The organism is Streptomyces sp. NPDC037083 (assembly GCF_055606485.1).
Map to the genome: position 1 here is coordinate 32958 of NZ_JBVJSQ010000024.1, position 21904 is coordinate 54861.

Below are 21904 nucleotides of genomic sequence, written 5' to 3' on the forward strand. Positions count from 1 at the left end.
GCGTGCCTGCGCTGGGCAACGGCCGCAGGTAAGCGTGAGCAAGGAGATCCGCAGTGAGTAAGGCAACACGGGCAGACACCGGGGGGAGCGCCGGGGCGGGCGGCTTCGACTACCAGCACCGTGTGGCCGCCTGGCTGGCCGTCACCGCTGTAGCGGCCTCCGCGTCTCCCGGCGTCCAGGGGCTGTGGACCGGAGCTGTCGAGCAGATTGCCTGCGAAACCGGCGAACCGGTCGACGACTGCCGAGTGCGCACCTCCGATGGCCAGACACTGGCGCTCCAAGCCAAGCGATCAATCACGCTGTCCCAGACCAAGGAGAGTGAATTCGGCAAGACCATCGCGCAGTTCGTTGAGCAGCACCTCATGCCAGGCCATGAGCAGGACCGGCTGGTCCTCGTCACCTCCCGTGACGCCTCAAAACCGGTGAGGAACGACCTCGCCCAAGTTCTTGATCGCCTCCGCAATGTTCCTGCCGAGCAGGACGTGGCGTCGCTCGTCTTCAACAGCGACCAGACTGATGCCTACGACAAGTTCGTCGCTCACGCGAACCGGGAGTGGGCGAAGCAGCGCGGCAGCACGCCCTCAGCTGCAGAACTAAGGAAGTTCCTCGCCCACTGCCACGTCTGGGCACTCGACGTCGAGCAGGGCGGTCTGGAAGAACGGGAAGCCCTACAGACACTGCGCACGTCCGTGATCACTGATCCCGGCCAAGCGGACGCGGCGTGGCACGTACTACTCAGTACCTGTGCACAGTTGGCCATCAACCATTCCGGCACCGGCATGAGACAGCTGCAGAAGGCGCTGTCATCGGCTGGCATCGCTCTGGCCACCATCCGAGACTTCACCTCGGATGTCCAGTGCCTGACAAGAACCACGCAGGACTCCCTCGATCAGTTGGGCCATGGCCTCACTACCGTCCCCACCCCGCAGGGGCCACTGGCCATTGCACGCACGGTCACAGGCATCGATTCGACGTCCCGGGAGGGCTCGGTCCTCGTGGTTGGCGAGCCGGGTGCGGGAAAGACCGTGGTGATGCACGAGTTGGCCCGGGAGGCCATCGCAGCGGGTCGGCCCGTACTTTTCTTGTCCGTAGCCGGCGTGGATGCCCGGAGTCCTGGCATGCTCCAAGCAGAACTCGACCTGCAGCACCCGCTCGTCGACGTTCTCGAACAGTGGCAGCCCGGCAGCACCGGCCTCCTGGCGATCGACACTCTGGATGCCGCACGCGTCGATGCCTCCACCGAGCTGTGGCGGTCAATCATCGCGGATGTCAACCGCCGGCTGCCGAACTGGCAGGTGGTCGCCTCCATCCGCACTTGGGATCTACAACACTCCCCCCAGCTGCGCGCCCTCTTTCCAGGCGGGCCGGTACAGGTGAGTGATCTGACGGACGAAGAGGTCGCCCAGGTCACCAACGTTTTCCCCTCCTTGCGTGACCTTCTGAGCCAGGCTTCCGTCCAGCAGCGAAAGCTGATGCGCAACCCGTTCAACCTGCGCCTGGCTGCCGAACTCCTGCTGGATGGCGCAGCAGCAGCAGAGCTACGCAGCGTCGACAGCAGATTGGACCTGCTGGCGCGCTACTGGGAGGCACGCGTCACCCGGGGAACCGAGGGCATCTCGAAAACGGCCCTCCTCGGCCGCCTGTGTGCAGCAGCGGTACAGGAAAGACGACTGGCCGTCCCCGCCCAGAAGATCTTGGAGGGCGACACCGCAGCGTCAGACGTCCTGCGGGCCCTCCTTTCCAGCTCGGTCCTCACGCAAGCCCCGACGGTCATGGGTCCGACGACCAATGGGCCCCTGCAATTCGCGCACCACGTGCTGTTCGACTACGCCGTCGCGGTCACCTACCTCTCCCAGACTCCCGACGGGCTGCAGGAGCGGCTGGACGCCGATCCCGACCTGTTGCTCTTCGCCCGCCCCAGCATCGACATGTACCTGCGGACAGCCTGGGCGCGAGACCCCAGCGTGTTCTGCGCGCTGGCTCTGGCCTTGATGAGGCTGCCCTCACCCGGGATGGCAGCCACTGCGCTCGCAGACGTCGTCACAAACGACTGCGAGCAGGCAACAGACCTGGAGCCGCTGCTCTCACCGGATCCGCGCACCGAAGAGGAAGCGAAGCGGGTACTCGCAGCGATCGCTATCGCTGTCTCCCTCAAGCTGAAGGAAAGCAACCTCCAGCATCCAGGTGTCTGGGCCGAGGTCGCTGAGCGCCTCTCCCGGATGCCTGCTCAATCTCTCCCGGCACTGGGTGTTCTGGTGGCCGACCTGGCATCCCATCGCGCAGTGTTGGACGAACAGCAGCTGCGGCTCTGCGGGCTTGCAGCGCGGCGCCTACTCGAACACCTGTGGACCCAGCCTCCAGCCCCCGCTTCGCGGCTGGCCATCACCGCAGTACTCCAAACCGCAGCAAGCGACCTGGCCGCGACAGAGACGCTGCTCAGAAGCGCTGTGGAGTCGCCCCAGCTCGAAGAGCGTGGATTCAACGATCTTGACTCGATTACCAGCGAGGCTTCGGAGCTGATGGATCTCCTGCCGGACCTCGCAGAAGACCTTTACGTGGCCATGCTGAGCCACACCGAGACATCCTCGGCCAGCACACAGCTGGGCAGCGGCTCCGTGCTCACACTCGTGTCCAATCGCCGGCAGGACTTCGACGCGGGCAAGTACCCCCTCGTCGAACACTTCCCTGCCATTCTGCGGTCCCACCTCCCTCGTGCCCTGGCGGTTCTCACCCGCCTGGCAGTCGCTGGCCGGGACCTACCCGAGCATTCGGCTGTCCTGGCAAACCGCACTTTCGTGATCATTGAGGACGGCTCGCGCCGACGGGAATTCGCCTCCCTCGATGCGAACAGTGACCCGACGGAGCTGCTCGACGCCTATCAGGACTTCGCCGTCGCGGCCACTGAGACGCAGGCCCAGGCACTTTGCGAGGCGCTCACGTCGTCTCCGCGAGCAGCTGTTGTGTGGCGACGCACCCTGCGTGCAGCGGCCGCCAACCCTGCTCTGACAGCCTTCATGGTCAGTGAGCCGGCCGACGTCGTGACGCAGCTACTCATCCCGGACCTGGTCGGACCTGCGTGCGAGCTGATCAGCGCAGTGCACCCCACACTCGAACCTGCCGAAGCTGCCCGCCTGGAGTCCGCGATCCTCTCGATCCGGCCAGCCGCTTCTCACCACGAGCAGGGTGGGCTGGAGCAGCGCCGTTACCGAAGGCTCGTCAGCGCGCTCTCCGCAGAGCACCTCACCAACCCATCTCTGACAGCAGACAGGACTGCGCCGGATCCGGCGGTTGACGCTGACCCCATGGCCTGGGGTGGTGAGGAGCGCGCCGAAACCGTGGAGGAAGACCCGGCGGACGCCGAGCTGCGCCAGCTGACTGCGGCCCTCAGCAGTTTCGCGAGTACCTATCTCAACGGCACCGCCTCTTCAGACGACATCGCATCTGCCGAGCACACGGCGACCAGGCTAGAAGCGGCCCTGCCGCAAACACAGTCCGCGGATCTGCGCACGCAAGCAGAGGACGCCCTCGCTGATGCTGCTGAGATCTGGACCCGTAGCGCGCAGACTCCGTCGGCAATCCTGAGCCACGCGCGCACCCTCCTTCTTTCGGCATCAAGAAGCCCTCGCCCCGAACCCACCCCGGAAAACGCCACGTTCAACCTGACGATTCCCCAGGGCCCGCGAACCGAAGCGGCCCGTGGTCTTGGTCAACTGGCCGGCATTCCAGCGCAGTACAACCCCGAGGTGACCCACGCACTGCTCGCGCTGACAGCAGATCCCGTGGGGGCCATCCGGCACACCGTGGCGCTGATCGCGCCTTCTGTGGCCGTCAGCGACACCGGAACGGCGTGGGAAATCCTCGAGTACCTCGCGGAGCACGACATCGACGACGCTGTGCTCGCTGCCACGGTCACCACGGCCTGCTTCCGTATGAACGACGCGCAACGCGGCGCTTCGATCCTCACCACAGTCATGGGGCGCGCGGCCTCGCGCTCAGGTCGCGAAACCGCCGCTTCCGCTTGCGCCACCGCCGGCGGGCTCCTGTGGGTCCACCACGCGACGCCCGGAACGGACACCGCCCTCACCCGCATGATCACTCGCTGGCCGGACGGCGGTACCTGGTCCGGTTGTCTGCACGAACTGCGCGTGTCCGGAGCGCTCACCCACGACAACGACGCTGTCCGACGGCGCGCGCTCAGGCTGATGCAGCAGCTCGCCGAACCAGCCCTGGACCGAACCCGTCATGCTCTGCTCCAAGATCAGACCCTGACCGACGCCGAGCGTGAGCAATTCAAGAACACCGCCCAACTCCTCGACCACATCGCGTCACAGCTCTACTACGCAGGCGGTGGCGTCCCCAACAGCGCACCCCCCACCACGCAAGAAGCCAGACTCCTCGACGAGGCACAGCCACTGATCAAGCTGCTCTCGGCGACCCCAATCGCGCGCACCGCCCACCACCTCGTCAGACTGTGTGAGCGCATGACCGACCCACGCCCGCAGGAGACGCTCCTCACCGTCCGCGACATCATCACCCAGGTCGGGGCCCAAAGCGGCTACACCGCAGACACCCTCGGCGTCGGAACCTGCGTCACCTTCGTGGAACGCATCCTCGCCGACCACCGCAGCCTCCTGCGCAACCCGGACAACCTCACCGCCCTACGCCAGATCTGCGACGCCTTCATCGACGCCGGATGGCCCCAAGCCCACAAACTCGTCTTCGGCATCGAACAGATCTTCCGCTAACAGCTCCAACACGCCACACCCTCATGACTGCCGCCCCTGAACATGCCAAACATGCCCAACACTTCACGAGCACTAGATAAAGGGCCGCGTTCGCATGACGAACGTCTGGTCGAGCAGCTCGCTTCCCGTGCGCTCACCAGCGGGAAGCGCAAGGTCCACGTCCGTCGAGACGAGGACGGGCAGATCGTCGGGGTTGGCGGCGAGGGTGACGGCGAGGACCAGGAGGACGACACGCAGGCCGCTGCCGAAGCGGCGCTGCTGCACTTCTCCAGTCCGCGCGACGCGGCGACTATCGCGGCGTTCTTGCGCACCCGGGTCTACCGGCCCGAATCCCTGGTGTGGCTGGAGGGCTACCAAGCCCTGCTCCGTTGGCGGAAGGAGAACGAGATCACCGGCCTCTACGCCGTGCCCTACGACGTTGAGGTCGAGGTCGGCGTCACCAAGGACTTCTCCCTCGGGCGGTGGGTCCACCAGCAGCGCAAGGCACTGCGGGCCGGGGAGCTGGAGGAACGGCGCAAGGTTCTCCTGGACGCGCCGGAGGCCGGCATGGTCTGGGAGCCGGGCGAAGAGGCGTGGGAAAACAAGCTCGCCGCGCTCCGGTCGTACCGACGGGCCACCGGACACCTCGCGCCGCGACAGGACGCGATGTGGGGCGAGGGCGAGGCGATGGTGCCCATCGGGCAGCACATGGCCAACCTGCGCCGGAAAGGCGGCCTGGGCAAGGACCCGGAGCGGGCCGCCGTGCGCGCGGCGCAGTTGGCGGTGATCGACCCGGACTGGAACTGCCCCTGGCCACTGGACTGGCAACGCCACTACCGCGTCCTCGCGGACCTCGTCGACGCCGACGGCCACCTGCCCGACATCGCCCTGGGAGTGCTCTTCGAGGGCGACGACCTGGGCAAGTGGCTCCAGCGGCAGAAGAATCCGGGCACCTGGGCGCAGCTGTCGACCGAGCAGCAGGAGCGACTGACCGCACTGGGCGTGACACCCGCTGAGGCCCCGTCTCCCGCCCCAGCGACCACCCGCGCGACGAAGGGCCCGAGCAAGGCACAACAAGCATTCCAGCGCGGCCTGACCGCCCTCGCACAGTGGGTGGAACGGGAAGGCGCCCACCGGCCTGTTCCGCGCGGTCACGCTGAGGAGATCGCGGTCGACGGAGAGCCGGAGCCGGTGGTCATCAAGCTGGGCGTATGGATTTCGAACACGAAATCGAGGCGGGACCGGCTGGATGCCGACCAGCTCGCCGCGCTCGCGGAGCTGGGCATGGAGTGGGCGTAGCGCCCGTTGGCGAGTGGCTGGCCGCCGTCACAGGCGGTGGTCGGCCACTCGCCAAAATCTGCTGAAGCTCAGTCCGTGAGTGTCTGATCTTGAGGCGGGAAGAAGCCGACACGCTCGGAACCGTCGGCGTTGAAGGCGTGGATCCTGGCATGTTCGGTGATGGTGGCGGGCGGAGTTCCGTTCTCGATGATGATGACCTGTCCCGGAGGGTTGTCGAGCAGGTCTCGGTAGAAGTGCTCGACTACGTCGTGGGTCATCAGCTCTGGATCGGCTTCTCGGTTTTCGGGCTGCCGGTAGGTGACCACGGGCGAGTCGAGCACCACGAATCCGGGGTGGATCAGGCCGCGGGCTTTATTGCGGCGGGCCAGTGATACCGCGAAGGCCGCGTGGATGATGGACCGCATGCCCTGGCCTCGGCTCCCTCTTGGCCTCCCGTCGACTGCAATCTCTGCACTGGTCGGGTTGTAGGTGACGTGGTTCTCCCCGGGGACATCCCAGGCTTGAAGCGTCTGGTGAATCGCCTGCTCGAAATCTGTGATGTCAGCGGCTGGAATACCGTCCGGCCTGGCCGGTGGTGGGACGGGCAGGGCATTCGACAGCGATGCCTTCATGTCTTCGAGCTGCTCGATCTGGGTGTGGAGGGCCAGCTCCTGCTCAAGACGTGAGCGGGCTGCGAGGACCTCGCTGGTGTCTGTCGTGAGTGGTTCGAGCTGCTCATCAAGGGCGCGCAGTTCTGTGTCGATACGCCTGAACTGGTCAGCGTGGAGGGCGCTCTCCTCGTTCAGTTCTGCCGCTTGGGCGTCAAGATCTTCGATCGTGCTGATGAGGTCGCGGTACAGCTCGTTGGTCTTCCGGGTCTCGGCGGCAACAGCTGCCGCCAATCGCGTGGTCTCAGCTAGGTGATGCCCAGGGTGCTGATGCTCTGGTCCTGCACCGCAAAAGACGCAGGTACCGGTCTGGAAGTAGCCCAGGAGGTTCCCTGCTTCGCCGACCATGCGCAGGCGTTCGAGATCCGACTCGTACTGCTCGCGTAGCAGTGAGAACCGGGCCAGAAGTTGACGCACTTCATTGGCGCGCTGCTGATTGGTGCCGTCGCTTGCTTCCAGGCCGCGGCGGCTCCGCACGAGCGCGGAGCGGGAGGCAATGAGCTGACCGGATCGGGAGGTGGCGTTGTCCAGTGAATCTTGCAGGCGTCCCAGCTGCTCGCGCAGCTCCGACTGGCTCGCGGGGATGGTGAGCTTTGCGCGGTTGTCATCGATCAGGCGGTCGAGAATTTCGACCTGGCCTTTGCCGACCTTCTTCTCCACGTTGCCGGGTGCGGTCGGGCCGACTGGCTCGTCCTGTCCGGTAAGGAGAAGTTTGAGGACTGACTTCTCGCCGGTCTCGTTCTGCGGCAGTCCCGTGGTGAGGACCGGGGACCGCTCGCCCGCCATGCGCGAGTCGTTGATGACAGACAGTCGGGCCAGGTCCCGGAAGTTGAGCAGCCGGACCTCACCACGCGAGTTCCGGAGGATCTTGCGCCCGTCGATCCCCAGCACCTTGAGGAGGTATCGAGAGATGTTCCGCTGGGAGGTGGCGCTGTGCTTGAAGCCGAGCGTGACATCTGCCGGCGACGTGGTGAGCTGGCGCAGATCACGGTTGAACACGTCGATGGTGCTGTCCGCTAGACCGCGGGAAAGGGTCATGACCCGGCCGTCGTCTACCTGAAGCCCGAGCAGGATGCGGCTATAGCCCTTGTCCTCCGGAATGGGCTTGAGCACGCTGGCGCCCAGCATGTAGTCCACGGACTTCTCGACGTAGGACTTGCCCGTCTCGGAAGCGCCGTAGATCACCGTCAGCTCAGGGCTGAACTCCACGGTCGCTGGGGGCTTGCCCACCCCGAGGAATGTCAGGTGTACCAGCGTCAGCCTGTTCACAGCGCATCCCCTTCCCCTGTGTGAAGAGTGTCTGCGGTGAGGCGGTCGAACCAGCGCTGGGTGATCTGCTTCATGCCCTCGCGGACGTCCGTTTCTTCGTGCATGTAGGTGCTGGCCAGCCAGGAGGCCCGCTCCGTGAGCAGCCCGACGTAGGGGGCTTCCAGGACGTTGAGGAAGCTGGCGGCCTCCTCTGTGGCTCCGTACAGGAATCCGTCGTCGGTGGCGGTCATGTCGGCGAGGCCGGCACGCATCAGCACCACCAGCCCTTGCTCGATGAGCCGCCGGCGCAGGCCGAGTTCGCCAGGGCCGACGGGAAGGTCGGGATGGAGGCTGGACGGGGCGTCGGCGAGGTCACCGCTGTGGAGCATCGCATGGTCGAGATAGACGAGCTGGGCAACGTCCAAGCGGCGGGGAAAGGTCTCGGACAGCAGGACCAAAGCTCGGATGCCGACTTCCAGGGGGCTGTTGAGAGGATTCACGCGGACTCCTCTTTGCACCAGGTCAGCAAGTCCTCGTTCGCCAGATGGTGGCACAGACCTTTGAGGTCGATGACTTCCACGACGGGGGCGAGGATGTTGTGCGGATTGGGGTGGTGAGCTGCGGCCGCGTCCAGTACGGCGTCCAGGCGGTCGTGTCCGCAGTTGTAGTCGCGGTCCTCGATGTCGACCACGGCGTTGTACAGGTTCTTCTCGATCGCCTTGTAGGTGGCCTCGGGGACGCTCTCGCGAGCGAAGACTCGCAGCGCCTCTGCATGGAAGAACGCCTCGCGGTGTCGGGCCAGTTGTCGGTTGATCCGCTCGTGCGCGCGAACATGGACAAGCGTCTCCAGGCTGAGGCTGTACTTCTCGTTGTAGACGTCCAGGAGCTTTTGCACGTAAACGGCCTCGTCGGCCCTCTGTTCTACGGGCGGCGGATCGGCATCCGGGCGCGGCCTGAGCTGCTGCGGGAAGCGCCGTACGTGGTGCGGGGTTGTCGCGTGCAACTCGAGGATGTTGTCGATGTCCGCTGCCTCGAACATCGAAAATTCCGTCTGCCGAGCGAGGTCCCCGACCGCCTGGCGTACGGCCGGGTCAAGGTCCGTCCCGAGCTTGGAGTCCGTCTTGTCCCAGGCCTCGAGGAAGTCCTTCTTCAGTTTTGGAGGGTGCAGAAGGAGCCGATCAAGGGTCTGGCCGATCTTCGGTGCCACGAAGACGTACCGAGTGGGCAGCTCGTACTCGTGCAGCACCTTCGCCGTGAAGATCTTGACCATCTCGGGCCACGCATCGCTCTGTGTCAGCGCCTTGCTGTAGTGCTTGCACTGGTAACAGTGCCACTCGCCGGCGGTGCCCTGAGGAGTCAGGCAGGCCGCGACGTCCGCTCCGCGGTCGCCTGCCCCGCCCATTCTTTTCACCCGAATGTAGGGACGCCCGTTGAACAGGCCCAAGGCCCGGACCCATTCGACGGTGAAGTCCTCCCAGTCGTCGGCCTTGTAGATGTAGGCCAGGGCCTGTTGCGGTGTGAAAGCGGGAGCGCCCTGCGGAGCGGTGACCACCACTGGAGGCGATGCCGGCTCCGGAATGTTCTCGAAGACTGGCCTCGCCCCGTCGCTGCCTGGCTCAAGCTCCCCAGCCACACTTCACCGCCCCCCGGCACTGAGCCGTCACACAAGATCACGCAACGTAGTCATATCATCCCGGCTTGCTCACCGTGAAGGCCGCAGAGCGCAACGTGCACGCTTCGGCTTCGTCCGGTGGTAGAACCGGGCATGACCTTCATAACGCCGGGCGTGGCCGCTGCCGGCATCAAGGCCACGGGCAGCGTGACCAGCGCTCTGATCGGACGGTACCGGCCCACGGGCGTGCCCCGGCTGGGCAGTAACGAGGACCGGGCGGAGGCGTACCGGCGACTGCTGGACGCTTCTGCCCGCTCGTTCGGCTACACCTACCAGTTCGCCCACCTTCGGCGTGAGGCCGGGCGGGCGGCGGACAAGGTACTGCTGGGTCAGCTGCCCCAGGCGTGGGAGTTGAGTAGCGAGCTCATCGGCGCGCTGCAGGGCGTGCGGCTGTGCGGCAGCGTGCACGTCATCGCCGCGGCGGAGACTCTTGTTGCTGCGACCAGCGACCTGGACCCGAACGAGAAGAGCGGCGACCGCTTCCAACGGCAGGCCGAGGCCGTGGTGGCCGCCCGCGATGCGCTCCTGGACCTCTGCCGGGAAGACCTCGCCTACACCGCCCGCTGGTGGCAGGTGCGGCGACGGATCAAGGAGCGCCGCTTCCTGCGCGAGCAGCAGGCCAGCCCCTGAGGTGCCAGACGGTGGCACCTGGACACACCTTGCCCGGGTGCGTCTCGGGGGGTTGCGTCCGGGGCCCTCGTGTCGTCTGCATGCGGAGTTGTACGTCGCTCGCCGGGCTATGCGCAGTCACTCGGGTGGCGGACAGTGCGGGTGGAAGGGATGGGAGGTGACATGGACGCTGCCGGAGCCGATGCTGACCACCCCCGTGTCCGTGCCCGATCTGCGGCCTGGCTGTGCTGCGGAGCCGAAGTTATGGATGGGGTTTCGTTCTGTCCGTTGTCCACTGTGGGCATGGCTCAGGGCCCTCCGGCGTGAAGGGCCCTGGACCAGTGGTGGCTTCGGTTGGGGAGCCGTTAACGAGCGGCGGTGCCAAGCAAGACGGCGAAGCCCAGCCTGGTGGCGCCGCTTTTGTTCCGTAACCAGCCCGTCTCGTCGCCGGACAGGGTGAAGTAGTCCACCACCCCATCCAGACCCAGATCCCGCCCGGCCGACAGCCCCTTTCGTCACCCCCGTTCCCAGCGTTCGGGCTGGACGGTATGGGCGCCGGTGTACGGCGGGGACGGATATCGGCGAAGGACTCCCTTACGGAAGGCGGACCTGGTGAATGGGCCGCCGCCGGAAACTGTCATAGGCGTCAACTGTGGCCGAGGGCCGCCGCAGTGGCCACGCACGAGAGCGATGTGCTCGACGAGGTCACAGAACGCAGGCTGCTGACCCGGATCTGCGGACCGTCAACGCCCTGACGGACCCGACGGTCCTCGAGCCGGTGATCGCCGGTGTGACCGCGGGCTCAAAGGGGCGGGCACGGTGTCGCCGGTCGGGCGCCTGTCCATGGGTGGGTGGGGCTGCCGCATGGACAGGCGTGACCGTGGGCCTCAAGCCGCTTCGAGGAAGGGGTAGTCGGTGTAGCCCTCGGCGTCCAGCCCGTAGAACAGTTCCGGCTGCGGCTCGTTCTCCGGGTGGCCGCCCTGCCAGCGCTCGACCAGGTCGGGGTTGGCGATGAGGGCCCGGCCCACGGCCACGGCGTCGGCGTGGCCGGCCTCGATCTGCTGGAGGGCCCGCTCGCGGGTGGTCTGCCCCCCGCCGAGGGGGCCGTTGTTGACGATCAGCTTGCCGTCGAAGCGCCGCCGCACCTCCTGTACCAGGTCGCCGCCCGGCTCGGCGTGCAGTACGGAGAGGTAGGCCAGGCCCAGCGGGCGCAGCTGGTCCAGCAGGGTGCCGTAGGTGGCCAGGACGTCGTCCCGGTCGGTCTCGAAGACGTCCCCGAAGTCGACCTCCGGCGAGATCCGCAGCCCGACCCGCTCGGCACCGACGGCCTGGGCGATGGCCGTGACGACCTCGACGATGAAGCGGGCGCGGTTGTGCGGCGAGCCGCCGTATCCATCGGTGCGCTGGTTGGCCGCCGGGGAGAGGAACTGGTGGAGCAGGTAGCCGTTGGCGCCGTGGATTTCCACGCCGTCGGCTCCCGCCTCGATGGCCCGGCGGGCGGCGGTGACGAAGTCCTTAAGGGCTGCACGGATCTCTGTGGTGGTCATCGCTTCCGGTACGGGGTAGGGCTGCTCGCCCTTCTCGGTGAACATCTCGCCGCTGCGGGCGATCGCGCTGGGGGCGAGGATGCGGCGGCCGCCGTTGATGTCGGGGTGGGTTTGGCGGCCGGCGTGCATGATCTGCAGGACGATGCGGCCGCCCTCGGCGTGCACCGCCGCGAACACCCGCTGCCAGCCGGCCGCCTGCTCGTCGGTGGCAATGCCCGGCTCACCGACATACCCCTGCGACGCGTGGTCGGGGTAGGTGCCCTCGGCGATGATCAGCCCTACGCTCGCCCGCTGCCGGTAGTACTCGACCATCAGGTCCCCGGGGATGCCGGAGGAACCGGCCCGGACCCGGGTCATCGGTGCCATGACGATGCGGTTGGCGAGCTCGATCTTCCCGAGAGAGACGGGCGAGAAAAGTGACGGAGCGGGCGAGACTTCTGAAGTGTTGACAGGCATGGGCTTCTTTCTTTCTGCAATAGGGAGGAAAACGGGATGAAGGTCTGCGACGCAGGGGGTCCACGCTGTCCCGGCGGAGGCGCGGATGCGGTCCTCGGGCAGACGCGGGCCCGCTGGCGGTGACGCGGTTCCAGGAACGCGATCGGTGTTGGCGGCGAACGCGGTGAGAGCCGCATACCGTCGGCGTTGGCGCCGGTCAGCGCAACTGCCGGCCGGAGTACGGGCGTTCGCTTCTTGCGCTTGATCAGCGGTCAGCCAGGTGACGAAGTCGTGGGTGCCGCCGCCGGAGTCGGTACGGATCGGTGTCCGCAGGCCGCGCCGCAATCGACTGCCTCGACGCGCACCCGCGAAGAGGTCCGATACACGGCTTCACCTGGAAGGCGCTTGCAGCGGTGGCGGGAACAGCGATCGCAGCGATCCTCATTCTCGGCCTGAGGCACTTCCGCCGGCCGATCGCCCATCGGACAGCCTGCTGCACGAAAGGGCGAGGTTAGCTGAGCGGTACGTCCGCGACACCCTTGAGGTGGCTGAACGTCTCGAGGGAGTACCGGCCGTGGTAGCGGCCCATGCCGCTCTCGCCGACGCCGCCGAAAGGCAGGCCGGTCATGAGCAGTTGCATCACCGGCTGGCCCCAGGCGACGCCGCCGGAGGACGTCTCGTTCACCAGGCGCGCCTTGGTGGCCTCGGACTCGGTGAAGGCGTAGAGCGCGAGGGGCTTGTCGCGTTCGTTGATGAAGGCGATGGCGGCATCGAGGTCTGCGACTTCGACGACGGCGAGGATCGGACCGAAGATCTCCTCCTGCATGACCGGCGATGCCGGGTCGACATCGGTCAGCACGGTCGGTGCGATGAACAGGTCGTCGCGGTCGTGCCGGCCTCCCACCGCCGCCCGGCCGGAGTCCAGCAGACGAGTGAGCCGGTCGAAGTGCCGCTCGTTGATGATCCGGCCGAAGTCGGCCGAGGTCTGCGGGCTGGCGCCGAACTGGGCTTCGACAGCCGCACGCAGGGCGGGAACCAGTGCGGCGGCGGTGGCAGGATCGGCCAGCACGTAGTCGGGGGCTATGCACTGCTGGCCCGCGTTGCCGAACTTGGCGCCGACCAGCCGCTTGGCGGTCTCCTCCACGTCGGCGTCGGGCGCCACGAAGACCGGCGACTTGCCCCCGAGTTCGAGCGTGACGGGGGTGAGGTTCTGGGCGGCCGCGGCCATGACGATCCGGCCGACGATGCCGTTGCCGGTGTAGAAGATGTGGTCGAAACGCTGCGCCAGAAGTGCCGTGGTCTCCTCGGCGCCCCCCTCGACCACGGAGAGCACGTCAGAGTCGAAGTACTCGCGCAGAAGGCGTGAGGCGACCGCCGAGGTGTGCACCGAGATCTCGCTCGGCTTGGCCACCACGGTGTTCCCGGCGGCCAGTGCGCCGATGATGGGGTCGATGAGAAGGTGCAGCGGGAAATTCCAGGGAGCGATCACCAGGACGACCCCGAGCGGGTCGTACTTGGTGTAGGCCGTGGTCGCGGGACCACCGAAGTGGGCGGGAACCTCCACCGGGCGAGGCTGAAGCCAGCTCTCCAGATTCGCCAGCGTCTCGTCGATGTCGGCGACGGTGAAGTCGATCTCCTGCGTCTTCGCCTCGGCGGCGCTCTTCCGCAGATCCGCCCAGAGCGCTTCGATCAGCTCCTGCTCGTTCTCGACCAGCAGGGCCCGCAGCCGCCGCAGCTGGTCGATGCGCCAGTCCAGTCCGCGAGTGACGCCGGTGTTGAACGTCGCACGAAGGCGGCCCACCACCTCCGCAGCCGTTTCGCTCTGGTGGGTCCTCGACTCGGTCCCCTGTGTTGCGGTCATGGGGTGTACTCCGTTCCTGATGCAAGCCACGCCCCGGCTGCCTTCCAGCCGGGCACAGTGGCCAGCCTGCTGGACGGTCCGGTATTCACCCAGGTCACGGCTTTGTGTACATCCGCTGTGCCTACCACTGGCTGGTGCAGGCTGGTGTACGTCCGACCGGAGATACTCGAAGGCATGGACGCATACCCCGAACCGGTGCACGAGCCGGCCGACGGCGCTCTGGACCCGAGTGCCGAGCTCAGTGAGTTCCTGCGCACCCGGCGGGCCCGGCTGAAGCCGGAGGACGTGGGCCTGCGGGACTTCGGACGGCACCGGCGGGTGCCGGGGCTGCGCCGCGAGGAGCTGGCGCAGCTGGCCGGGGTGTCGGTGGGGTACTACACGCGCCTGGAGCAGGGCAACGGGCAGCACGTGTCGGCGGAGGTCCTCGACGCCATCGCCCGCGCGCTCAGGCTGAGCGACGCCGAGCACGCCCACCTCACACACCTGGCGAAGCCGAAACAGCACAAGAACAAGAAGAAGCCGGCCGGCCGCACCCAGCAGGTGCGGGGCCACCTGCGGACGCTGCTGGACACCATGGAAGGCGGCCCGGCGATCCTCGTGGGGCGGCGGGGGGACCTCCTCGCCTGGAACCGGATGGCCGCGGCGGTCTTCGGCGACTGGGCCGAGCTGCCCGCGCACGAGCGGAACTGGGCGCGGCTGGTGTTCCTCAGGCCCGAGTACCACGACCTGTTCGTGGACTGGGAGCACAAAGCGATCGACGTCGTCGCTCAGCTGCGCCTGGACGCCGGCTCCCACCCGGATGACCCTCGGCTGTCCGCGCTGGTGGGCGAACTCTCCGTGAAGAGCGAGGAGTTCCGGCGGCTGTGGGCCGCCCACGACGTCAAGGACAAGTGCCACGGCATCCAGCGCCTGCGCCACCCGCTCGTCGGCGAACTCGATCTGCGCCTCGAGTCGTTCCACCTGGCCGACGACCACGAACAGACACTGGCGACGTACCACGCCGAACCCGGTTCCCCGTCCGCGGAGGCACTACGCCTGCTAGCCAGCTGGGGCACCGACGCGACAAGGACGGGAGCCGGGATGCCGTCGGCACGCACTACTCGATGAACAGTTGATCATCGCAAGTCAGCTGCGCGACTCGACCCCGGCACGCGCCGTCTCGCCGGCCCCCGTCGCAGCGTCGGCATCCCACGCCCTCTCGGAACCGCCCGCTACCGCCGCTCATCCGCCCGTCGCGCCAGTCACACCGGCCTCGCGCGAACCACGGAAAACCGAAGTACGTGCGCAGATCCCGGGCTGACTGGCTGGCTGACTACGGCTTTGGCCAGCTGCCCAACGCGAGGTTCGCGACTTGCAGCAGCTCAGTGCGGGAACTACCACTCGCGGCCTGGACGGCGATCCCATTGGCGACTGTTCTCAGGTAGAGCGCGAGAAGATGAGGATCTGTGGAAGGCGGCAGGTCACCGGCGTCCACCGCCTGTTGAAACCGGCGCGTCAAGTGGGCTATCCCATCCTCACGCCATGCGATGAGTGCGTCTCGGACCGGGCGGCTCTCATCCCCGGTGACCAACGCGCCCTGCACGCCAAGACAGCCCGTGGGCAATCCCGGCATGGTTGCCGCCTCGACCGTCCCGTGGAGCACGGCAGTAGCCACTGCTCCGCTCGTGGGCTCTGCCAGAGCTCGCCCGAAGTAGGCGGTCAAGCCCTCGGTGTACCGCTCCAGCGCCTTGTAGAAGAGCTCTTCTTTGCTGCCGAACGCCCTGTACAGGCCGGGGCGGCTGATCCCCATCGCCTCGGTGAGGTCATCAAGGCTGGCACCCTCGAAACCCTTTGACCAGAACACCAAGACGGCACGATCGAGTGCCTCGTCGATGTCGAACGCGCGAGGCCTGCCAGGAGGGACCGGTGTCGTCGAGGTCATTTCTTCATCCTACGCCTTCGGTACCGATCGGTACGGATGTGCTATCGTGTTTCGTACCGATCGATACGCTATACAGAGAGGTGACGCCGTGTCACAGACCGTACTCATCACTGGCGGAACCTCAGGCATCGGCTTGAGCCTCGCGCAATCCTTCGTCGGGCTCGGGGCGTCTGTCGTCGTCTGCGGACGTTCGCAGGCTGCGCTCGACCGATTCGCGCAGGCACACCCGCAGGCGCTGGCCGTGCGGGCCGATGTGACGGACGCAGCTGATCGGGCAGCGTTGCTGCAGGCAGTCGCTGATCGCTTCGGGCGTCTGGACGTGCTGGTCAACAACGCCGGTACGTTCGAGGAACGAGACTATGCAGCCGGCAAGAACCCCAATGCGACCCTCGACGACGAGGTGGCGCTGAACCTCACCGCCCCCATCCACTTGACGGGCGAAGTGCTCGAGCGGTGGCCAGAGCCCGACGCGATCGTGTTCATCACCTCGGGGTTCGCTCTGGTCTCGCCCACTCGCGCGCCTACCCACGGCGCGGTGAAGGCCGGCCTGCACGGCTTCGCGGACGGCCTGCGCCGTCAACTCGCCCCGAAGGGCACCCATGTCCTCGAGGTCCTCCCACCGTCCACGGACACGCCCATGAACGCCGAAGCCACGGGGAAGAAACTGGCTCCCGAGCAGGTGGCGGCGGTCACGATGAAGGCTCTTCGACGGAGGCGGAACATGGCATTCCCCGGTCAGACGAAAGTCATGCCCGCCATGCTGCGCATCGCGCCGGGCTTCCTGCGACGCACCGTCGCCGAGCTCTGAACCCCATGAAACACAACTGACCGGTCCGTTCCGGATTGAAAGGGTTCTCCATGTCCAAATTCCCCCTCCACCTGGTTCCTTCCCGCAGAGCGCTGACGACCGGGCGCTTCATCGTCGCGGCCACCCACTTGTTCACCCCGCGGCTGGCCGCGCGGGTTTTCCAGCTCACGGCCAGCGGTACCCCCGCGATCCCCTATTCGCGAATGTTCGCGATCCGCAACGCTGCTCTCGGGCTTGGACTGCAACGGATGGACAGTTTCACCCGGCCCCAGCAGCAGCAGTTTCTTGCGGTGAACATCGTCATGGACTCGGTCGATGCCGCCGCTTTCCTGGCTGCGGGCCTGCGGCGCGACGTCAGCCGTACCTCGGCCATGCTGTCCGCCGCAGTGGCTCTATCTGCGGTGGCAGCCGGTACCACGGCCCTCATCGAGCACAAGCAAGCGGCCGCCCAAGAAACGGAGCCGACAGCGACGGCGCCATCGAACAGCGACGGGAAGTGACCGCACCGGCGTGGCACCGCAGCTGATCCACCGCACCGCCTCCATTGGCTGGAGGCCGCCGAGGACGGGTTGGCGGTCTCTGTCGAGTTCAGCATCGGGCGGATGAGGTTCTGGCGAAGACGTGGACGACGGTACCCGGGGCCGTCGACGATGAGGGCGGCCGGTTACCCCCAACGGGCATGCCGGGTCACCGGCTGCTCGCACTGGTGGCGATCGCTGGGAGGACGGCGAGAGCGAGGATGCCGCCGGTGAGGGCGAGGACGGGGTAGCCGTAGGCGGAGACGACGAGGCCGGAGCTGAAGCCCCCGGTGGCGCCGGCGATGGCGATGGCGACGTCGGCCATGCCCTGGTTCTTGGCGCGGGTGGCCAGCGGCACGGCATCGGTGATCATCGCGGTGCCGGAGACGAGGCCCACGTTCCAGCCCAGCCGCGGCCGCGGTGATTCCGGCAGCGAGCGAAGTCCTCGTCCAGGCAGGCCGCGATGGACACATTCGTCATCCCGTCAGGTCCCCGATCGGTCAGTCGGTGCCGTCGCTCTTGCCGGTGCACCACCGCCCGAGGGGATGGCGGTGCGGCCCCGGGCGCCGACGATCACCCGACGGGAGCGGACCACGCCTGGCGTGCACGCTGATTCAGGAGGGGGGCTGCGAGGTGCGCCGGAATCGGGCTTGGAGGGGGATGACGGTGGCGCCGGTGCGCAGGGCCTCGTTTTCGAGGGCGAGTTTACGGATGGCTTCCTCGTAGAGGGTGAGGGTGCGGCGCAACTCGGTGTTCTCCTTTCGCAGCCGGGCCAGATTCGCCTCCCGCCGCTCGTCGGCCCCGGAGGACTCTGCTTGGACCATAGGTGGGGCGGTCGCAGGGATGCGGGGCCGGAAGTGGGTGTCGATCAGGTCGGCGTAGTGGCGGTGGAAGGTGGCGTGGGGGATGCCGAGGCGCCGCTCGATGGCGGTGGCGGTCGGGCGGTGTCCTCTGGTGGCTGCTTCTTCGAGGACGGTGTCGAAGGCGGCCTTGACGGTGTCGGCGTCGGGCAGGGCACGTTTCACTCGGTGGTCTCCGGGGCGTGGCGAGCGAGGAACGCGGCCGTTTCACGGTGCTGTTCCTCCAGGCGATGGCGGACGTAGGGGGCGAGGTGGTCGCGGTTGGCCAGGGCCTCCTCCAGCTTGGTCAGGTGGCCGTTCAGTGCCTGGCGGTTGGCAGGCGTGAGGGCGGTGTTTCGGCAGGCCAGGGGCTGACAGTCGGCCAGGACGGGCCGGCCGTCGCCGGGGGCGTTGGGAGTGCGGCACAGGGCGCGGTCGGGGTTGTAGACGCAGGTGACGAAGGTCCCCAGGTACACGTGCGGGTCGTGGCGGGCCACGATGCGGCGCAGGCGGGCTTCGTCAGTGACGACCTGGCCGTCGAAGACGGTGTGCCGGGCGAATTCGGCGAGCCGGGCTTCGGCCTCGGCGCCGGCCGGCCCAGCCAGCGTCGGTCGGTCTTCGTCGGCACCCAGCTCGGCGAGCAACTGGCCACGGGCGAGGGCTTGCTCGGCTTCGACCTCATCGCGGAAGCCGGAGTCGCTGGAGCCTACTGACCTTGAATGCGTGATGTCGTCATGGTGGCTGGCGTCGGAGGCCGGTGCCGGTAAGGCAGCCGTCGAGGACGTCGTGGCGGTATTGGAGCTGGCGGAGGCCGCGTCGGACGGCGGTGATCAGGTCGTCGGGGTCGGCGAAGGCGCGGTTGGCTGTGGTGGTGCGTCGTAGGACGGACCAGATGCCTTCGACTGGGTTGAGGTCAGGTGCGTAGGGCGGCAGTTGGAAGACGGTGAGCCAGTCGCGGGCGGCGATGTAGCGGCGCATTCCGGCAGTCAGGTGGGTGTTGAGATTGTCCCAGACCAGCACGATCGGGCCGCCGAGCTGCTGGTGGGCGGTCTGGATCAGGTCGCGGTAGTCCTTCCAGGAGAAGCTTTTGCGCCCGTCGGGGCGGGCGTCCGGGCAGGGCCGGTAGATCAGCCGCGAGCGTTCGCCGGCCTTGTAGCAGGCCAGGGCGGCCACCGATAAGCGGCGGCGGGAGCGGCCCCGCAGGCGGACCACGGGGGTGCGGCCGCGGCGGGACCAGGTGCGGGTGGTCGGCGGCGTCATCGAGAATCCGGCTTCGTCCTCGAAGACGAGCCAGGCGTCGAGCGCCGCCACGGTCCTTCCACCTGGGGCCAGGTCTCCTTCATCCAGCCGGCCACCGCCGCCTCGTCTCGCTCGATGGCACGGCGGGCGGGAACCCGGCAGGTCCAGCCATGCCGTCTGAGCAGCGCGGCGACGCCCTGGACTGTGTAGCTCTTGTGGAACCGTCGCCCGATCAGGGTCTTGATCCGCGACAGCGTCCAGGTCTGGTCCGGCCAGCCATGCGCGACCGGGCCCTTGAGCAGTTCCCGCTCGAGGGCGGCGAAGAGTTCATCGCTGAGCAGCGGCAGCGACGCCGGCCCCTTCGAGACCAGGGCTTTCGGCCCGTACTGCGACCAAGCCTTGCGCCACCGCTGTACCGACCGGACGCTGACCCGCAGGTCGTGAGCGATGACCGCGTTCTCGTCACCCTGCTGGAACCGCTCGGCCGCCTCCCACCGCAACTTCTCGCGGAAGGCCCGCCGTTCGTCGGTCAGCCCGCCCCCTTGCGCATACCTCATGCACTTGGCGTACCGCAGGGATCATGGACCGTCAGCCCTACCGACACCACGCTTTGAAGGTCAGTAACGGTGGAGTCGGGTATTGGAACTCTCTGAATAGCACGGAGGTCATGGCGAGCAGTGTGCGCTGGACCGGCACTTCCCGGACCATCCATGCAGCAAGTGTGACCCTGGCCCGTTCCGCGTTCTGAAGGGTCCGCAGCGCCCCGTCCATCCTGCCCATGTGAAACGTCGGGGGACGCAGGTTGCTCACTGAGCTGTTCCGATCAGTGGACGGCGTCCGTCACGGCCCGCACCATGTAGAAGTGGGTCCCGATCGCCGCAAAAACGATCAGGAGACGATATGACGTCAGTGACGTTGACGCGCGCTGTTCAGGTGCCAGACTGCCCGGTGTGTCACGGCCACCACAGCTTTGAGGTCGATGTGACCGTCGCCCAGCCGATCGAACTATTTGGCGGCCAGGCCGAGTCGCAGCCTCCTACAGTCAAGCCTTGGTCGGTATTTCTCACCTGCCCGGACACAAAGCGACGGTTCAGTTATGACCTCCAAGGGGAGATCGTCGAAGGCTCGACCATCGCTCGCATCGACGAACACCATGGACCCGTCATTCCAGGTGACGATATATGGGAAGTCGAGCTCCACGAATGGATCAAGGCGTCCGCTGACACTATCCGCGAATTCTGCAAGATGATGATCTCGGTGACCTCGGGTGCGATCCCTCTCTATTTCGTGGTTACCAATTTCCTGGGATTCAGCAAGATCAACACTTCATGGCAGGTGGTTGCCGTGATTCCACCAGTGATGCTTCTGGCGTCCAGCGGGGCATTTATGGCCGCTCTTCGCCCCTCGCTTACCTCGGTAGAATCCGTTGATGAGTTCAAGCAATGGCGAACCAGCCGATTCAGAGTCATGGACCGGTGGGCTCGCCGCGCAATAGTGCTGCTCTGGATCGCATCGGCAACCGCGACCGTATCCTGGGGGGTCCTGCTATGGGACAGGTAGGAGGCGACGCACGTGCTGATGAGCCTCTGTTCGGAGGCGGGTCCGGGGCGGGAAAAATGAATGCAACCGCCCCCCGCAGCCCGCTTGAGTCTCTCGAACCATGGGAGTTGAATGGATACCTATTCGAATGGATTGCGATTGAATGGTTGCACCGACCGGAAGCGACCGAATTTTTGACGGAGGCAAACAGAGGGGCAACGTATCGACGGTTTGCGGCAGAATACGAACAACACGTGGTTTCGGAACGGCCGCTAACCATGCAGGAACTGGTTCTCGCCTCGCAAATAGTCTCCGACCTCCCGTGGATGATCTACGTAAGTCAATCTCAAAAAATTCCGAGCCTGGATCGAGTTCGCCACAAGCGCATTCTTGCGCCGGAAGATCTAGTGCAGCTACTCATTCGAATCTGCCTTCGGGAAACGGATCAACGCCGTGTGAGGGGTCTAGCGACGATACTCATCCATGATGGAAGGTCTGGTCATTGCATCACGCTTAGCGAATTCCTGGATGACGGATTTCGCTTCGTCTACTACGACCCGTGGCCCGTGCCCTCTGTGCTATGCAAGGGATGCAATCGAGCGGGCGTGGAAGCCGCTTCTTATGATGAAGAGGCGAACTTGTGGACGATAACAGTGAAAGAGCTCCTGAGTGTGATCCGCGGAGTAATGGTCCCGCAAGCCGTATCCGAAAGGTGGAGATTGCGGGACGAGGCTGGTGCAGATTCGGCCGCAGCACGGGCTCAAGCCGTCATCGAGGCGACGGTGGGCGGGGCCCTTTGATCGAGCCTTCTCGTGTTTGGTGGAACCGCGCCGCGTCAGGCACTCTCGTCGGTCGCTACTGAGCCTCTTTCATCCTGTGCTGGCGGGTGAAATGGGGTGGTCAGTGGGTGTGGTGACGAGGCAGGGCCCCTCGTCGTTGGCGTGGTGATTCCACTCAGCACACCGGCGACCGAAGGGGCCCTGTTGGTTCCGTATCCT

Annotated in this window: 16 protein-coding genes and 2 pseudogenes; 8 read left to right on the plus strand and 10 right to left on the minus strand. The window is 66.5% G+C overall.

All coding sequences use genetic code 11. The annotated features are described in order from the left end of the window. Positions 1-53: 53 nt before the first annotated feature. The gene (locus tag ACZ7DE_RS39155) at positions 54-4745 is read left to right on the plus strand and encodes an NACHT domain-containing protein (RefSeq protein WP_470769151.1); all 4692 of its coding nucleotides are present in this window, start codon (positions 54-56) and stop codon (positions 4743-4745) included. Between the two features lie 69 nt (positions 4746-4814). Next, positions 4815-6023, plus strand: a pseudogene (locus ACZ7DE_RS39160) (helicase associated domain-containing protein); the annotation flags it as partial. Positions 6024-6091: 68 nt separating this feature from the next. On the opposite strand, the gene ACZ7DE_RS39165 reads toward ACZ7DE_RS39160, so the two are convergent. From ACZ7DE_RS39165 to ACZ7DE_RS39175, 3 genes are read right to left on the minus strand one after another with little or no spacing between them, the layout of a single operon-like run. Beyond that, positions 6092-7939, minus strand: coding sequence for a hypothetical protein (locus ACZ7DE_RS39165; protein ID WP_470769152.1), 1848 nt, complete (start codon positions 7937-7939; stop codon positions 6092-6094). Further along, positions 7936-8418: an ABC-three component system middle component 2 gene (locus tag ACZ7DE_RS39170; RefSeq protein WP_470769153.1), complete on the minus strand. Its 483-nt coding sequence runs from the start codon at positions 8416-8418 to the stop codon at positions 7936-7938. Before ACZ7DE_RS39170 ends, ACZ7DE_RS39165 begins: the two co-directional genes overlap by 4 nt. Continuing rightward, entirely contained in the window at positions 8415-9473 is a 1059-nt protein-coding gene (locus tag ACZ7DE_RS39175) for an ABC-three component system protein (RefSeq protein ID WP_470769154.1), read from the minus strand. Before ACZ7DE_RS39175 ends, ACZ7DE_RS39170 begins: the two co-directional genes overlap by 4 nt. A gap of 210 nt (positions 9474-9683) precedes the next feature. Here ACZ7DE_RS39175 and ACZ7DE_RS39180 point away from each other — a divergent pair, with 210 nt between their 5' ends. Next, positions 9684-10220, plus strand: a complete 537-nt coding sequence (locus ACZ7DE_RS39180) for a hypothetical protein (RefSeq protein WP_470769155.1) — start codon at positions 9684-9686, stop codon at positions 10218-10220. 866 nt (positions 10221-11086) lie between these two features. On the opposite strand, the gene ACZ7DE_RS39185 is transcribed toward ACZ7DE_RS39180, so the two are convergent. Together ACZ7DE_RS39185 and ACZ7DE_RS39190 are read right to left on the minus strand one after the other, a co-directional pair. After that, on the minus strand, positions 11087-12202 hold the full coding sequence (locus tag ACZ7DE_RS39185) for an alkene reductase (protein WP_470769156.1): 1116 nt from the start codon (positions 12200-12202) through the stop codon (positions 11087-11089). A 490-nt stretch (positions 12203-12692) separates the two neighbouring features. Next, positions 12693-14042 carry an aldehyde dehydrogenase family protein gene (locus tag ACZ7DE_RS39190; RefSeq protein WP_470769157.1) on the minus strand — a complete coding sequence of 450 codons (1350 nt, stop codon included), beginning with the start codon at positions 14040-14042 and terminating at the stop codon, positions 12693-12695. A gap of 174 nt (positions 14043-14216) precedes the next feature. Between ACZ7DE_RS39190 and ACZ7DE_RS39195 the strand changes: the two genes are divergently transcribed. Then, positions 14217-15149 (plus strand): helix-turn-helix transcriptional regulator, encoded by a 933-nt coding sequence (locus tag ACZ7DE_RS39195; RefSeq protein ID WP_470769159.1) that lies wholly within the window; start codon positions 14217-14219, stop codon positions 15147-15149. Positions 15150-15354: 205 nt separating this feature from the next. On the opposite strand, the gene ACZ7DE_RS39200 is transcribed toward ACZ7DE_RS39195, so the two are convergent. Continuing rightward, a complete protein-coding gene (locus ACZ7DE_RS39200) occupies positions 15355-15963 on the minus strand; it encodes a TetR/AcrR family transcriptional regulator (protein WP_470769161.1) in 609 nt (202 codons plus the stop codon). A gap of 88 nt (positions 15964-16051) precedes the next feature. On the opposite strand from ACZ7DE_RS39200, the gene ACZ7DE_RS39205 reads away from it, so the two are divergent. Both ACZ7DE_RS39205 and ACZ7DE_RS39210 read left to right on the plus strand, forming a co-directional pair. Further along, positions 16052-16771 carry an SDR family NAD(P)-dependent oxidoreductase gene (locus ACZ7DE_RS39205; protein ID WP_470769162.1) on the plus strand — a complete coding sequence of 240 codons (720 nt, stop codon included), beginning with the start codon at positions 16052-16054 and terminating at the stop codon, positions 16769-16771. Between the two features lie 50 nt (positions 16772-16821). Beyond that, positions 16822-17271: a hypothetical protein gene (locus ACZ7DE_RS39210; protein WP_470769164.1), complete on the plus strand. Its 450-nt coding sequence runs from the start codon at positions 16822-16824 to the stop codon at positions 17269-17271. A 187-nt stretch (positions 17272-17458) separates the two neighbouring features. Here ACZ7DE_RS39210 and ACZ7DE_RS39215 read toward each other — a convergent pair. The 3 genes and pseudogenes from ACZ7DE_RS39215 to ACZ7DE_RS39225 all read right to left on the minus strand — a co-directional run. Further along, positions 17459-17698 (minus strand): annotated as a pseudogene (locus ACZ7DE_RS39215) (MFS transporter); the annotation flags it as partial. A gap of 205 nt (positions 17699-17903) precedes the next feature. Beyond that, positions 17904-18314, minus strand: coding sequence for a hypothetical protein (locus tag ACZ7DE_RS39220; RefSeq protein ID WP_470769166.1), 411 nt, complete (start codon positions 18312-18314; stop codon positions 17904-17906). Then, positions 18311-18604 (minus strand): hypothetical protein, encoded by a 294-nt coding sequence (locus ACZ7DE_RS39225; protein WP_470769168.1) that lies wholly within the window; start codon positions 18602-18604, stop codon positions 18311-18313. Before ACZ7DE_RS39225 ends, ACZ7DE_RS39220 begins: the two co-directional genes overlap by 4 nt. Between ACZ7DE_RS39225 and ACZ7DE_RS39230 the strand changes: the two genes are divergently transcribed. Beyond that, entirely contained in the window at positions 18605-18841 is a 237-nt protein-coding gene (locus ACZ7DE_RS39230) for a hypothetical protein (RefSeq protein WP_470769170.1), read from the plus strand. Between the two features lie 19 nt (positions 18842-18860). Here ACZ7DE_RS39230 and ACZ7DE_RS39235 read toward each other — a convergent pair. Next, positions 18861-19924, minus strand: a protein-coding gene (locus ACZ7DE_RS39235) for an IS630 family transposase (protein ID WP_470769171.1) whose coding sequence is annotated in 2 segments (ribosomal slippage) — positions 18861-19478 and positions 19481-19924 — 1062 coding nt in all. Because the reading frame shifts where the segments join, the coding sequence is not laid out codon by codon here. 343 nt (positions 19925-20267) lie between these two features. On the opposite strand from ACZ7DE_RS39235, the gene ACZ7DE_RS39240 reads away from it, so the two are divergent. Further along, on the plus strand, positions 20268-20927 hold the full coding sequence (locus ACZ7DE_RS39240; protein ID WP_470769173.1) for a hypothetical protein: 660 nt from the start codon (positions 20268-20270) through the stop codon (positions 20925-20927). Positions 20928-21904: the final 977 nt, after the last annotated feature.

Bases quoted from the DNA above. Each gene is read 5' to 3' on its own strand.
- ACZ7DE_RS39180 (WP_470769155.1), top strand. From the start codon at position 9,684: ATGACCTTCATAACGCCGGGCGTGGCCGCTGCCGGCATCAAGGCCACG.
- ACZ7DE_RS39185 (WP_470769156.1), bottom strand. From the start codon at position 12,202: ATGCCTGTCAACACTTCAGAAGTCTCGCCCGCTCCGTCACTTTTCTCG.
- ACZ7DE_RS39190 (WP_470769157.1), bottom strand. From the start codon at position 14,042: ATGACCGCAACACAGGGGACCGAGTCGAGGACCCACCAGAGCGAAACG.
- ACZ7DE_RS39195 (WP_470769159.1), top strand. From the start codon at position 14,217: ATGGACGCATACCCCGAACCGGTGCACGAGCCGGCCGACGGCGCTCTG.
- ACZ7DE_RS39200 (WP_470769161.1), bottom strand. From the start codon at position 15,963: ATGACCTCGACGACACCGGTCCCTCCTGGCAGGCCTCGCGCGTTCGAC.
- ACZ7DE_RS39210 (WP_470769164.1), top strand. From the start codon at position 16,822: ATGTCCAAATTCCCCCTCCACCTGGTTCCTTCCCGCAGAGCGCTGACG.
- ACZ7DE_RS39240 (WP_470769173.1), top strand. From the start codon at position 20,268: ATGACGTCAGTGACGTTGACGCGCGCTGTTCAGGTGCCAGACTGCCCG.